A 13,873-nucleotide genomic window follows, 5' to 3' on the forward strand; every position below is an offset into this window, starting at 1 on the left:
ACAGGAGAAAAGAATGACGGAACAGACCCACCCGGTATATGCCGAAATTACCGGTCCGATCGTTATGATCGGCTTTGGCTCCATCGGCCGCGGCACGCTGCCGCTGATCGAGCGCCACTTCAAGTTCGACAAGAGCCGGATGGTCGTCATCGACCCGCGCGAAGAGCCCGCCGACATGGAGATCCTGAAGAAGCACGGCGTCCGTCACATCAAGGAATATGTGACCAAGGACAACTACAAGGACCTGCTGAAGCCGCTCCTGACCGAAGGCGAAGGCCAGGGCTTCTGCGTCAACCTGTCTGTAGACACCGGCTCGCTCGACCTGATGAAGCTCTGCCGCAAGCTCGACGTGCTCTACATCGACACCGTCGTCGAACCGTGGCTCGGCTTCTATTTCGACAAGACCATGAAGAACGCCGACCGCACCAACTATGCGCTGCGCGAAACCGTTCGCCATGAGAAGAAGAAGAACCCCGGCGGCGCGACTGCCGTTTCCACCTGCGGCGCGAACCCCGGCATGGTCTCCTGGTTCGTCAAGCAGGCGCTCGTCAACCTCGCCAACGAGATCGGCGTGAAGTTCGAAGAGCCGGATCAGCACGACCGCGAAGGCTGGGCGAAGCTGATGAAGAAGGTCGGCGTCAAGGGCGTTCACATCGCCGAGCGCGACACCCAGCGCACCATCCACCCGAAGCCGCTCGACGTCTTCTGGAACACATGGTCCGTCGAAGGCTTCATCTCCGAAGGCCTGCAGCCGGCCGAACTCGGCTGGGGCACGCACGAAGAGTGGATGCCGAAGAACGCCAAGAAGCACAAGAAGGGCAACAAGGCGGCGATCTACCTGGAACAGCCGGGCGCCAACACGCGCGTTCGCACCTGGTGCCCGACGCCCGGCCCGCAATACGGCTTCCTTGTCACCCACAACGAATCCATCTCCATCGCCGACTACTTCACGGTGCGCGACAAGGACGGCGAAGTGACCTTCCGCCCGACCTGCCACTACGCCTACCATCCGGCCAATGACGCGGTGCTGTCGCTGCATGAGATGTTCGGCAACGGGGGCACGGCTCAGCCGGTCCACCACGTTCTGGACGAGGACGAACTGGTCGACGGCATCGACGAACTCGGCGTGCTGCTCTACGGCCACGAAAAGAATGCCTACTGGTACGGCTCGCGCCTGTCTCTGGAAGAGACCCGCCGCATCGCCCCTTACCAGAACGCAACCGGCCTGCAGGTGACCTCCGCCGTTCTCGCCGGCATGGTCTGGGCCCTCGAAAACCCGAAGGCCGGCATCGTCGAAGCTGACGAGATCGACTACAAGCGCTGCCTCCAAGTGCAGACGCCGTATCTCGGACCGGTGGAAGGCCACTACACCGACTGGACCCCGCTCGACGGTCGTCCGGGCCTGTTTGCCGAGGACATCGACACCAAGGATCCGTGGCAGTTCAAGAACGTCCTCGTTCGTTGAACTCTGCCTGAACCCACCTCGAAGATGCCCGCCGCAAGGCGGGCATTTTTGTAACGCTTGCTGTATAAAATGCCGCCTCGCTCCCCTGGAGCCTTGCCTTCCCCGACAGCCCGCGCCATGTTTTTCGCAACCACACGGATAGTTTTCGTTCCGAAATCCCCGGGAGAAGCTCATGAAAATCAAAACCCTCGTTGTCCTCGTCGGCGCCTGCGCGGCTCTTGCAGCCTGTGTTTCGCCGTCGCCGCGCCCGATGCCGGTCGCCGCAAATCCGGCACCGTCGGGTGTGGAAGGCTCCTGGGCGGATCCGAATGGCATTATTTCCACATTCCAGGCCGGAACCTTCACGACCCGCACGACCGACAGCAACCAGTTGCTCGCCTCCGGCACCTACGTGAACACCTCGCCGTCGCTGGTTGAGATCAACATGACGTCGCTGGTGCGCAAAACCCAATCGAAGGTCAACTGCGCTCTGGTGACACAGAGCCAGCTGAACTGCACCTCGGATGCAGGATCGCAGTTCACGCTGAACCGCCACATGTAAGAGCGTCAACTTCGCTAAAAAAAGCTCCCCTCGCGGGAGCTTTTTTGTTTCCCGCCCTTGGAAACGGCGTCCGCTGTCACAGCTTTTTCTCTTGCAGACACTAATGCTTAGTGGAAACATCGATAGCGTAGGGACGGCGGAGCGCGGGGGTCCAGGCTTTGCCAGCAAAACCAGGAGAACAGTATGACGAAGTCGTTTCAATTCGGTCTTCTGACCGCGTCGGTGCTGGCGCTGTCGAGCAGTGCCGCCTTGGCGGACTACCAGCTCAATATATTGCACATCAACGATTTCCATTCGCGCATCGAGGCGATCAACAAGTTCGATTCCACCTGCTCGGCCGAGGAGGAAGGCAAGAAGGAATGCTTCGGCGGCGCCGCCCGCCTGAAGACCGCGATCGACCAGCGCCGTGCAGCGCTCTCCGGCCAGAATGTCCTGCTTCTCAACGCCGGTGACAATTTCCAGGGCTCGCTCTTCTACACGACCTACAAGGGTGCCGCCGAAGCCGAATTCCTGAACGACATGAAGTTCGACGTCATGACCGTCGGCAACCACGAGTTCGACGACAGCGAGGACGGCCTGGCGACCTTCCTCGACAAGGTCAAATTCCCGGTCATCTCGGCCAATGTGCTTGCCGCAGACGGCTCCAAGCTCGGCGATCGCATCAAGCCCTCGCTGGTGCTTGACGTCGGCGGCCAGAAGATCGGCATCGTCGGTGCCGTAACCAACGATACGGAGGAAATTTCCTCGCCCGGCCCGAAAATCCTGATTGCCGACGACGTGCAGACCATCACGGCAGCCGTCGAGGATCTGAAGAAGCAGGGTATCAACAAGATCATCGCGCTCACCCACGTGGGTTATCCGCGCGATCTCTCGGCGATCGCCAAGATCCCGGATGTCGATATCGTCGTCGGTGGCCACTCGCACAGCCTTCTGTCGAACACCGACCCGAAAGCCGAGGGTCCCTACCCCACGCTGGTGGACAACCCCGGCGGCTACAAGGTGCCGGTCGTACAGGCGGCGTCATACAGCAAGTATCTCGGCGATCTCGTCGTTGACTTCGACGATAACGGCGTCGTCAAGAGCGCCAAGGGCGATCCGATCCTGATCGATTCCTCCTTCACGCCCGATCCCGCGATGACCGCCCGCATCGCCGAGTTGGCCAAGCCGATCGAAGAGTTGCGCAAGAAGGTCATCGGTTCGTCCGAAGGGCCGATCCAAGGCGACCGCACCGTTTGCCGCGTCGAGGAATGCTCGATGGGCAATCTCGTCACTGACGCCATGCTCGACCGCGGCAAGAGCCAGGGCATGAGCATCGCCATCCAGAACGGCGGCGGCCTGCGCGCCTCGATCGACGGCGGCGATGTCACCCAGGGCGAAGTCATCACCGTCCTTCCCTTCCAGAACACGCTGGCGACATTCCAGCTGACGGGCGGCGATATCCGCAAGGCACTTGAGAACGGCCTCGGCAAGATCGAGGAAGGCGCGGGCCGTTTCCCGCAGGTCTCCGGCCTCAAGTACAGCTACGACAAGACCAAGCCGGCCGGTAGCCGCCTGGTGTCCGTCGAGGCCCGGGAAGGCGATGCCTTCGTGCCGCTCGACGACACAAAGACCTACGGCGTCGTCACCAACAACTATATGCGCGCCGGCGGCGACGGCTATTCGATCTTCGCGACAGCAGGCAAGAACGCCTACGACTTCGGTCCCGATCTCGCCGATGTAACGGCCGACTACATCGCAGCGCATTCGCCCTACAAGCCCTACACCGATGGTCGCGTGAGCGAAGTCGCCGCGTCGGGAACGACAGCGCCGGCGGCGTCGGAACCTGGGACGGCAACGCCCGCGGCTCCGGCCGCAGCACCGGTGGCGGAAGCGCCGGCAGCGCCTGCACCGAACACGCCGACCAGCCATGTCATCGCATCCGGCGACACGCTCTGGGATCTCGCCAAGCAATTCTACGGCGACGGCACCCTTTGGAAGAAGATCTCTGAGGCCAACGGCACGCCGACGCCCCGTCATCTGACGATCGGCAAGGAGCTGCAGATACCGACCAAGTAAGACGATTTGTCTCGAGTGCCTGAGCCGGCCCGGGCTTTCCCGGGCCGGCTTTTGTTCTTATAGGGTGAACCAGCCGCGTACGGCTTCGTATGAGCCGGGCAGAGACGACGAGCATTGGGGTTTAAATGACAAGCATCGATACTGCGCACCTCCCGGCGGACCACCCGCCCGTGAAATCAGGCAAGGTGGGCGTCCTGCTCGTCAATCTCGGAACACCCGATGGCACCGACTACGCCTCCATGCGTCGCTACCTCAAGGAGTTCCTCACCGACAAGCGCGTCATCGAGTGGTCGCCCTGGAAGTGGTATCCGATCCTGTTCGGCATCGTGCTCAACACCCGTCCGGGCAAGGTCGGAAAGGCCTATGAGCTGATCTGGAACAAGGACAGGGACGAAAGCTACCTTCGCACCTACACGCGCAGCCAGTCGGACATGATGGCGGAGCGCCTGAAGGACCTGCCGAACGTGAAAGTCGACTGGGCGATGCGCTATGGCAACCCGTCGATCCCCTCGCGCATCCAGGCGCTGAAGGACGACGGCTGCGACCGGATCGTGCTCTTCCCGCTCTATCCGCAATATGCAGCGGCAACGACCGCAACCGTCAACGACAAGGCCTTCCAGCATCTGCTGAAGATGCGCTGGCAACCGGCGCTGCGCACGGTACCGGATTATCACGACGACGAAACCTACATCGAAGCGCTCGCAAACTCGATCACAACGCATCTGGCGACGCTGGACTGGGAACCGGAGATGATCCTCGCCTCCTTCCACGGCATCCCGATGTCCTATTTCAAGAAGGGCGATCCCTACCACTGCCAGTGCATGAAGACCGGCCGGCTGCTGCGCGAAAGGCTCGGCCTGACCAAGGAGAAATTCATGGTCACCTTCCAGTCCCGCTTCGGCCCGGAAGAGTGGCTGCAGCCCTACACCGACAAGACGGTGGAGAAGCTGGCGCAGGATGGCGTCAAGAAAATCGCCGTGCTCAACCCCGGCTTCGTCTCCGACTGTCTGGAGACGCTGGAGGAAATCGCCGAACAGGCCGCCCATTCGTTCCTTGAGAACGGCGGCGACAAGTTCACGCACATCCCCTGCCTCAACGACAGCGAGGATGGGGTGCGGGTACTGGAGAAGGTCGTCCGCCGCGAACTGCTCGGCTGGGCGTGATCGAGGGCGAGGTGTTGAAAGCCTCGGCTCAGCTGGTTGCTGTTTTGCCGCGCAGCCCGTCATCCGACCCTTCGGGCCACTTTCTCATCGAGGGAAGAAGAGATGCGGGCAGAAGGTGGCGGCAGCCGGACGAAGGGGAAACATGGCACACCCTCAACATGTCACACCCCGCGCCGATTCCCCCAGAGCAGTACATGCAGTTGCGGCAGGACCCGCGCCATAAACCACCTGTCCTCCGTCACCTTGCCGACAAGCCAGAGCATCCGGTCCATGATCCCGTCGATGTCGATCCTGGCATCGTCATCGTCCGGCGGTGGCGGCGTGTGGTTGCCGGGCTGCAGATAGACCGGCAGGTGCGGGTAGCGGACAGCCGCATCGCGCGCATAGGCATAGTCCCGATCGTCGAAGACGACGATCTTCAACGCCACCTTAGGCCCGTCGTCYGCCATGCGCAGACAGTCATCAAAGGCGGCCCAGTCGGTCTCCATGCCGCTTGAGGGCGGCTTCGGGCTCAGCACCAGCGTATCGAGATCGGCAAACCAGTCCTTGGCGACACTGCCCTGCGTCTCAAGCGCGAACGTGTAGCCTTGCGCGTGCCCATGCTTTATGAGGGCGCCGAGCGGCTGGATCGCCGGGTTACCGCCGGAAAGCGAGACGGTCAGCGGCACCTCGCCGGAAAGCCGCCGGACCTCGTGCCAGATCTCGTCCACCGACATCGGCCGCCATTGATCGCGGTAGTCGCTGTCGACCGCATGCAGCGTATCGCACCACGAACAGCGGTAGTCGCAGCCTCCGGTCCTGACGAACACCGTCGGCAGGCCGATCAGGATGCCCTCTCCCTGGATCGTCGGTCCGAAGATTTCGCTGACGCGAATGGGCGCCTCGCGAACCCCGCTCATGGCCGGTATTCCGCCCACGTCTTGGGCGTCTCGCTGACGCGGACTGCCGAAGTCTCGGGCAAGCGCTCCTTGCACCAGTCGTAGAAGTGCTTCGCCAGATATTCCGACGTCACGCGCCCATGACCGAGCACGTCGTTCAGGTGGCGGTGGTCGAAACTGTCGTCGATATAGCGCTTGAGCGGCGCCAGCTCGTGATAGTCGCGAACAAACCCGTCGTCGTCCAGCTCAGCGGCCGAAAGCTCCACTTCGACGATGTAGTTGTGCCCATGCAGCCGGGCGCACTGATGCTCGGCCGGCAGGTGTGTCAGCTGATGCGAGGCGGAAAAGTGGAATTCCTTGGTGATGCGAAACATCACTTCACCTCCTCGGCCGAAAAGCCACTCGTCGCAGCGACCCAGAAGTCCGCGTCGTCGTACTCGGTCGGGTCCTCGACGCCGGCCAGGTGGAAGGCCTCGCGCCGCTCGACACAGGTGCCGCAGCGTCCGCAATGACGAACGCCGCCCTTGTAGCAGGACCATGTCTTCGCAAAAGGCGTACCGCTCTTCACCCCGTCCGTCACGATGTCGGCCTTGGAGATGTTGACGTAGGGCGCGTAGAGCGAAACGCTGGCATAGCCGTCGAGCGCCTGGTTCTGCATCGCCTGGAACGCGTCGATGAAGCCGGGACGGCAATCTGGGTAGATGAAATGATCGCCGCCATGCACGGCGACCGCAACCGCATCGGCCTTTTGCGCGGCGGCAAGGCCGAAAGCGATCGCCAGCATGATCGCATTGCGGTTCGGAACGACGGTCGCCTTCATCGTCTCCTCGGCATAGTGGCCATCGGGAACGTCGATATCGTCGGTCAGCGCCGAGCCGCTGAGGTGGCGGCCGATGGTGCGAATGTCGATGATCTGGTGCGGCACGCCGAGCCGTTTGGCGCAGGCGGTGGCGAAATCCAGCTCCTTGCGATGCCGCTGGCCGTAGTCGAAGGAGAGAAGGCCGATGAGTTGCTGTTCCGCCGCGACCTTGTGGGCAAGCGAAACGGAATCCAATCCGCCGGAGCAGATGACGATAGTCTTCATGATGGGTCCCTTGTTTTGACCGGGTGGGCTGCGACCGGATACAGGGCGCCTTTTACGCCAGCCCCCTCCCGTTGTGAAGGGCCAATCGAAAACCCATATATCAAGCGTGATCATTGGCGGCGACGCTGCAAGACTGGCGTTTGAATTCGTCTACGCTAAGGTGTGGTCAATCGATTCTATCGCGGGGGAGTTTCATGGTTTTGGGCGGCTTCGACATTGTCGTGATCGCGTTGGTGGTCTTCGTCATTCTGGTGCTCTTTGCCGCGATTAAGACCGTGCCGCAGGGTTATCGCTATACGGTCGAGCGTTTCGGCCGCTACACCCGGACGCTGGAACCGGGCCTGAACATCATCACGCCTTTTGTGGAGCGCGTCGGCGCCCGCTTGAACGTCATGGAGCAGGTTCTCAACGTGCCGACCCAGGAGGTCATCACCAAGGACAACGCCTCCGTATCTGCCGATGCCGTCTCCTTCTACCAGATCCTGAACGCCGCCCAGGCCGCCTATCAGGTCTCCAATCTCGAAAACGCCATCCTCAACCTGACCATGACCAATATCCGCTCCGTCATGGGCTCGATGGATCTCGACGAATTGCTGTCGAACCGCGACGCGATCAACGACCGCCTGCTGCGCGTCGTCGATGACGCCGTCCAGCCCTGGGGCATCAAGGTCACGCGCGTCGAGATCAAGGATATCCAGCCGCCGCGCGACCTTGTCGACGCGATGGCTCGGCAGATGAAGGCCGAGCGTGAAAAGCGCGCCCAGGTTCTCGAAGCCGAGGGCTCCAGGAACGCGCAGATCCTGCGCGCCGAGGGCGCCAAGCAGTCGGCGATCCTGCAGGCCGAGGGCCAGCGCGAGGCCGCTTTTCGCAACGCCGAGGCCCGCGAGCGCCTTGCCGAGGCCGAAGCCAAGGCGACGACGATGGTGTCGCAGGCGATCGCCGCCGGCGACATCCAGGCCATCAACTACTTCGTCGCGCAGAAATACACCGAGGCGCTGACCGCGATCGGTTCGGCGAGCAATTCGAAGGTCGTGCTGATGCCCATCGAAGCCTCGTCCATTCTGGGTTCGCTGAGCGGCATCGGCGCAATCGCCAAGGAAGTCTTCGCCGATCCATCCACGCCGCCTGCCCCACCGCGCCCTCGCCAGGTGCCGGCGCGCACGACGCCGCCGGTCAATCCCTTTAACACCAATCAGGAGAGCTGAGCGATGATCGCCGCCATTGTCGCGGAGCTCGGACCCTGGAGCTGGTGGATCGCCGGACTGGTGCTGCTTGCCGCCGAGATGATCGCCCCCGGCTTCTTCCTCGTCTGGATCGGCCTTGCGGCACTTGCCGTGGGTGTGCTGTCGCTGCTGTTCTGGAACGAGACCTTCTGGCTGTGGCAGGTGCAGGCGATCCTGTTTGCTGCCCTTGCCGTCGCCGCCACCTTCATCGGCCGGCGTTTGACCCGCCGCCACGCCACCACCGACGAACCCTTCCTGAACCAGCGCGGCGCCAGCCTCGTCGGCCGCACCGCAACGCTTGCCGAACCCATCCACGAGGGGCGCGGCCGCATCCGTCTGGACGATACGCAATGGCGCGTCAGCGGCCCCGATCTGCCGGTCGGTGCGCGGGTGAAAGTCGTTGCGAGCAACGGCCGCGACCTGACGGTCGAAGAGGCCTGATCAGGCGACCCCGATCCTGAGCAGATCGTGGAAGTGGATGAGCCCGATCGGCCGGTTGTCATCGTCGACGACGATCAGAGCGCCGATGCTGTGCTTGTTCAGCAGTGCCAGAGCAGCCGTCGCCAGGACCGTCGCCTTCACGGTCTTCGGCGTGCGGGTCATGATGTCGTCGACCGCCAGTTCCGACAGATTGCGCGTCAAGTTGCGCGCCAGATCGCCTTCCGTGACGATCCCGCACAGCCGCCCGTCACCGTCGACAATACCGACGCAGCCGAAATGCTTGCGCGAAAGCGTTGAAATCGCCTCCGGCAGCGTCGTACCCTTCGGCGCCAAAGGCACGCGTTCGCCGGTGTGCATGATGTCGCCAACGTGGCTGAGGCTCGCGCCGAGTTTGCCGCCCGGGTGGAAAACGTGAAAATCGCGCGCCGTAAAGCCGCGGGCTTCGAGCAGCGCAATCGCCAGCGCGTCACCCATGGCAAGCTGCATCAGCGTCGACGTCGTCGGCGCCAGACCATGCGGACATGCCTCCTCCACATTCGGCATCAGCAAAACGACGTCCGAGGCAGATGCAAGCGAGGATTTTTCCGACGATGTCAGCGCAATCAGAGGAATGGAGAAACGTCGCGTATAGACGATGATGTTGCGAAGCTCGGCGCTTTCGCCGCCCTTCGACAGCGCAAGCACCACGTCGCCCCTGCCGACCATGCCGAGATCACCGTGATTGGCCTCGGCGGCGTGCATGAAGAAGGCCGGCGTCCCTGTCGAGGCGAGCGTCGCCGCGATCTTCACCCCGATATGACCGCTCTTGCCGACACCGGTGACGATCACGCGCCCCGAAATGGCGCCCGCGACCTCGACTGCACGCGCAAAGGGCTCGGCAAGAGAGCCGTCCAGCGCCTTCTCCAGAGCCTCGAGGGCCTGCCTCTCGGTGCCGATCGTGCGCTTGGCCGAGTCGACCACCCCATTTTCGATGAGATTTTCCGCTCTTCTGATCATGGCAAATGCGTTAGCGGTTTTCCGCGGCCAAGTCCATCGCCTCGTCGCACCGTTCCAAGTGCGCCTTGGCAACGAATGGTTAACCACGAGGCTTTACGTTCGGGTAACACTTCGAAGCATGCCGGGCACGGATAGATGGGCCATTGGAAATACACGAGCAGTCTGACGCCGCTCCGCGCGGCGAGCATTGCCGTGTGCTCGGTTCTATCAGGCATCACGCTCGTGCCCTCCCCCTCGCTTGCGCAATCCGCACAGCTGCGTTCGCCAGATCGCGCCGCCACGGCAGCACCTGCCGCTGCGGGCCAAGGCGGCGACAACGCCGGCGCCCAGCCGCAGGAGCCGGCATCACCGCTGGAACCCGCCGACGCTGCGGAAAAGCAGACAACGCCTGCCGATCAACAACCGGTATCTGGAGATCAACAGCCAAGCGACGAAACCACCGGCGCGATTCTCGATGAAGACATGCTGCGCTTGAACACGCGCGAGGCACCGCTTGACGAACGATCGACCCGCAGGCTGGAGCGGAACCTTACGACCGAGGAAACGCCGGGCATTCGCATCGGCACCTTCGTTCTGCGCCCGACGGTAACACAGAGCATAAACACCGAAACGCAGCGGGACAACGGCACCAAGGAGACCCGCGCCTTCCTCGAAACCGACATGCTGGCGACGCTGACATCAGACTGGGCCCTGCATCAGCTCCTCGTGACGACAGAGGGCGCCTGGCAGCAGAACATCAGCGGCGAAGGCGAGGAGCAGCCGGATTTCAGGATCGGCGGCGATCTGCGTCTCGACCTGCCGCAGGATACGACCGCCCACATCCTCGGTGGCTACCATTTCTATCGCGAAGACACCGATGATCCGAATGCAATCCAGAACGCCGACAAGCAATCCAACGTGCAGCTGTTCAGCGCCGGCGGCTCGATCGAGCGCGACTTCGGCATTCTGCGCGGCACCACCGGCATCGATCTGACGCGGACCATCTATTCGGATGCAACGCTTTCCGACGGCACGACGGTCTCGCTGAGCGACCGCAACCAGACGAGCGGCACCCTTCGCGGCCGCATCGGCTACGAGCTCTCGCCCGCCCTTATTCCCTTCATCGAGGCGAATATCGGAAAAACCCACTACGACGACACCGTGGACAGTGCAGGCTATCGGCGCTCGGGCCAGTCCTACGGCGCCAAGGCCGGGGTCGAAGTGGACATGGGAGAGAAGCTTCGTGGCGAAATCGGGCTCGGCTACGAGATCGCCACCTTCGACGACGACCGCCTGGCCGATATCGATACGCCCGTGGTCGATGCCCGGCTGCTCTGGTCCCCGCTCCGCGGAACCGACGTCGACTTCGGCCTTCAGACCAGCATTCAGCCGTCGACCAATGCCGGCGACTCCGGCTACGTCTCGCATGCATTGACGACGACCATCACGCACCAGCTGCGCGACAATCTGGTCGGCACGTTCCTGGGTGGTATTACGCTGCGCGACTATCCATCGGCGAGCCAGTCGAGCGACGAGACGGTCTATGCGACAAGCGCCGGCTTGACCTGGAACATCAACCGCTATCTCGACCTGACGAGCACGCTCGGATACGAGCTGACGTCCCGCAAGACAGGCGCCGACTCGCAGCAATGGCGAGCCGGCGTTGGTCTCAAATTGAAGCGCTAGCCTCGATCAAGGGTCTTGAGCAGCGCCTTGAAGCCTTCCTCGACGGTCGGACGAATGTCCGCACGCTCCAGCGCAAACGCCACGTTGGCGAGGATGAAGCCATCCTTGGCGCCGCAGTCATACGTCGTGCCGCGGAAATGGTAGCCCGCGAAATCCTGATCCTTGAGCAGCTTCAGCATGCCGTCGGTCAGCTGGATTTCATTGCCGGCACCGCGTTCCTGGGTCTCCAGGATCTTGAAGATCTCCGGCTGCAGGATGTAGCGACCATTGATGAAGTAGTTCGACGGCGCCGTGCCCTTGGCAGGCTTTTCGACCATGTCGGTAATGTGGAAACCGTCGCCGATGGCGTCACCAACGCCGACGATGCCGTATTTGTGGGCCTGATCGGGCGCGCACTCTTCGACCGCAATGATGTTGCCGCCACTGTGGGCGTAAAGGTCGATCATACCCTTCATGCAGCCCCTGGCGTCACTCTTCATGATCATGTCGGGAAGCAACAGCGCGAAAGGCTCGTTGCCGACGATCTCGCGGGCGCACCACACCGCGTGGCCGAGGCCGAGCGGTTCCTGCTGTCGGGTGAAGCTGACCGTGCCGGCCTTGGGAAGCTGGCCGGCAAGCAGCGTGATCTCGGCCTTCTTGCTGCGCTCCCGCAGCGTCTGCTCGAGTTCGAAGTGAATGTCGAAATAGTCTTCGATGATGTGCTTGTTGCGGCCGGTGACGAAGACGAAGTGCTCGATCCCGGCTTCCAGCGCTTCATCGACGACATACTGAATAATCGGCTTGTCGACGACCGTCAGCATCTCCTTTGGAACGGCTTTGGTGGCCGGGAGAAAGCGGGTGCCGAGGCCGGCAACCGGGAATACAGCTTTGCGAACTTTTTTATGCTCTGCCACACAATCCTCCTGCGGTGATTTCACCGCTTGAAATAAAAGGCATATTTGATTGGACTAGATGAGATTTGCTACTGTTTTGCAAATGGTGACTGTGTTCGTCCGTCATGGTAAAGAATTTGTTGACTCCGTTCGGGTAGTCTCGGGCCTGAGCGGAACTTCGCGTTCTGCTGCGCCTGAAACGAAAGGACGGATAACCGCCGATGACTCAAAATCACAGAAACTCCCTTCGTGGTCTTGCTCTTGCACTCATCGTGACCGCGTCCGCCGGTCTGGCCCCCCTTAACGCGAAAGCCGATCAGCGGTTCCAGAAATGGATCGCGGACTTTTATCAAACAGCCGCTCAAAGTGGCATCAGCAAGGCAACCTACAGCAAAGCCTTTTCAGGTGTGACCGATCCGGACCCGACCGTGCTCGAAAAAGCCGCCTATCAGCCTGAATTTACAACGAAAATATGGGACTATGTCGATTCCCGTGTAAATCCCTACACGGTCCAGATCGGCCGCAAAATGGCCGCCAAACATGCCTCTACGTTGAACGCGATTGAGCGCCACTTCGGCGTCGACAAAACGATTCTCCTCGCCATCTGGTCGATGGAATCCAATTACGGCGCAGTTCTCGAAAAGGACGACAGGCTGCATTACGTGCCGCGTGCGCTGGCGACGCTTGCCTATGCCGACKAGCGCCGCGCCAAATTTGCCAAGAAGCAGCTGATCGCTGCGTTGAAAATCCTCCAGAACGGCGACATCTCGCCTGATGGCATGACCGGTTCCTGGGCAGGCGCCATGGGCCATACGCAGTTCATACCGACGAGCTATCTGCTTTACGCCGTCGATGCCGATAACAACGGCCACCGCGATATCTGGAATTCCGTGCCCGATGCCCTGGCGACGTCGGCCAATCTGCTGAAGAAGAACGGCTGGGATGCGGGCAAGACCTGGGGATACGAAGTGGTGGTTCCGCAAGGCGTCCTGAAGCAAGTGGGCAAGACCCACACGCTGTCGCAATGGGCGTCCCTCGGCCTCTCCAGACCAAACGGCAAGGGCTTCAAGGACGGCGGCAGCAAAGCCGTCCTGAAGATGCCGGCCGGCCCGAATGGCCCCGGCTTCCTGATGACCGCTAACTTCTTCACCATCAAGAATTACAATGCATCGGACAGCTATGCCATCGCCGTCGGCCTGCTCGCCGACGAGATCGCCGGCTATGGCGGCATGAAGCAGCGCTGGCCACGCCCGGACGGCGTGCTCGACGTCAAGGAGAAGTTCGAGCTTCAGACCCGTCTGAAAGCGCTCGGCTACTATGACGGCGAAGTCGACGGCAATTTCGGCAGCGGATCGAAGGCGGCCATTGCGGTCGTTCAGGGCCGGTTCGGCATGCAGGCGGACGGCGAACCATCGTTGCCGCTGCTGAATGCACTTCGCAAATAAGTGATGTAGACTGGCGCCATGCGTTTTGGGGTGTGGACGCATGTC

General features: G+C 61.9%; 13 protein-coding genes. 8 read left to right on the plus strand and 5 right to left on the minus strand.

All coding sequences use genetic code 11. From position 1 onward, the window contains the following. The first annotated feature begins 13 nt into the window (after positions 1-13). The 4 genes from AC1DMK_RS09115 to hemH all read left to right on the plus strand — a co-directional run bounded on the left by AC1DMK_RS09115 (position 14) and on the right by hemH (position 5,224). Complete coding sequence (locus AC1DMK_RS09115; RefSeq protein ID WP_037069468.1) at positions 14-1,465, plus strand: homospermidine synthase; 1,452 nt, start codon at positions 14-16, stop codon at positions 1,463-1,465. A gap of 172 nt (positions 1,466-1,637) precedes the next feature. Beyond that, positions 1,638-2,006, plus strand: a complete 369-nt coding sequence (gene omp10 / locus AC1DMK_RS09120) for an outer membrane lipoprotein Omp10 (RefSeq protein ID WP_037069471.1) — start codon at positions 1,638-1,640, stop codon at positions 2,004-2,006. A 183-nt stretch (positions 2,007-2,189) separates the two neighbouring features. Beyond that, positions 2,190-4,061 carry a 5'-nucleotidase C-terminal domain-containing protein gene (locus tag AC1DMK_RS09125; RefSeq protein ID WP_477858489.1) on the plus strand — a complete coding sequence of 624 codons (1,872 nt, stop codon included), beginning with the start codon at positions 2,190-2,192 and terminating at the stop codon, positions 4,059-4,061. 125 nt (positions 4,062-4,186) lie between these two features. Further along, complete coding sequence (gene hemH, locus AC1DMK_RS09130) at positions 4,187-5,224, plus strand: ferrochelatase (protein WP_477858490.1); 1,038 nt, start codon at positions 4,187-4,189, stop codon at positions 5,222-5,224. Positions 5,225-5,385: 161 nt separating this feature from the next. Here the strand turns inward: hemH and queE are convergent, their stop codons facing one another. Genes queE through queC form a run of 3 tightly spaced genes read right to left on the minus strand, consistent with a single transcriptional unit; the run spans position 5,386 to position 7,186 of the window. Continuing rightward, positions 5,386-6,123, minus strand: coding sequence for a 7-carboxy-7-deazaguanine synthase QueE (gene queE, locus AC1DMK_RS09135; RefSeq protein WP_477858491.1), 738 nt, complete (start codon positions 6,121-6,123; stop codon positions 5,386-5,388). Continuing rightward, a complete protein-coding gene (gene queD / locus AC1DMK_RS09140; protein ID WP_037069479.1) occupies positions 6,120-6,476 on the minus strand; it encodes a 6-carboxytetrahydropterin synthase QueD in 357 nt (118 codons plus the stop codon). Before queD ends, queE begins: the two co-directional genes overlap by 4 nt. Then, entirely contained in the window at positions 6,476-7,186 is a 711-nt protein-coding gene (gene queC, locus AC1DMK_RS09145; RefSeq protein ID WP_037069482.1) for a 7-cyano-7-deazaguanine synthase QueC, read from the minus strand. Before queC ends, queD begins: the two co-directional genes overlap by 1 nt. Before the next feature lie 194 nt (positions 7,187-7,380). Here queC and AC1DMK_RS09150 point away from each other — a divergent pair, with 194 nt between their 5' ends. Together AC1DMK_RS09150 and AC1DMK_RS09155 are read left to right on the plus strand one after the other, a co-directional pair. After that, positions 7,381-8,391 (plus strand): SPFH domain-containing protein, encoded by a 1,011-nt coding sequence (locus AC1DMK_RS09150; RefSeq protein WP_037069485.1) that lies wholly within the window; start codon positions 7,381-7,383, stop codon positions 8,389-8,391. A 3-nt stretch (positions 8,392-8,394) separates the two neighbouring features. Further along, positions 8,395-8,850, plus strand: a complete 456-nt coding sequence (locus tag AC1DMK_RS09155) for an NfeD family protein (protein ID WP_037069488.1) — start codon at positions 8,395-8,397, stop codon at positions 8,848-8,850. On the opposite strand, the gene AC1DMK_RS09160 is transcribed toward AC1DMK_RS09155, so the two are convergent. Beyond that, complete coding sequence (locus AC1DMK_RS09160) at positions 8,851-9,846, minus strand: KpsF/GutQ family sugar-phosphate isomerase (protein WP_037069491.1); 996 nt, start codon at positions 9,844-9,846, stop codon at positions 8,851-8,853. A gap of 135 nt (positions 9,847-9,981) precedes the next feature. Here AC1DMK_RS09160 and AC1DMK_RS09165 point away from each other — a divergent pair, with 135 nt between their 5' ends. Then, complete coding sequence (locus tag AC1DMK_RS09165; RefSeq protein WP_477858496.1) at positions 9,982-11,511, plus strand: outer membrane beta-barrel protein; 1,530 nt, start codon at positions 9,982-9,984, stop codon at positions 11,509-11,511. Here AC1DMK_RS09165 and galU read toward each other — a convergent pair. Beyond that, positions 11,508-12,404 carry a UTP--glucose-1-phosphate uridylyltransferase GalU gene (gene galU / locus AC1DMK_RS09170; protein WP_477858498.1) on the minus strand — a complete coding sequence of 299 codons (897 nt, stop codon included), beginning with the start codon at positions 12,402-12,404 and terminating at the stop codon, positions 11,508-11,510. The two genes, AC1DMK_RS09165 and galU, sit on opposite strands and share 4 nt — an antisense overlap. A 200-nt stretch (positions 12,405-12,604) precedes the next feature. Between galU and AC1DMK_RS09175 the strand changes: the two genes are divergently transcribed. After that, entirely contained in the window at positions 12,605-13,828 is a 1,224-nt protein-coding gene (locus AC1DMK_RS09175; protein WP_477858500.1) for a lytic murein transglycosylase, read from the plus strand. The last annotated feature ends 45 nt before the right edge of the window (positions 13,829-13,873 follow it).

It is taken from the genome of Rhizobium sp. 05L419, assembly GCF_056397845.1.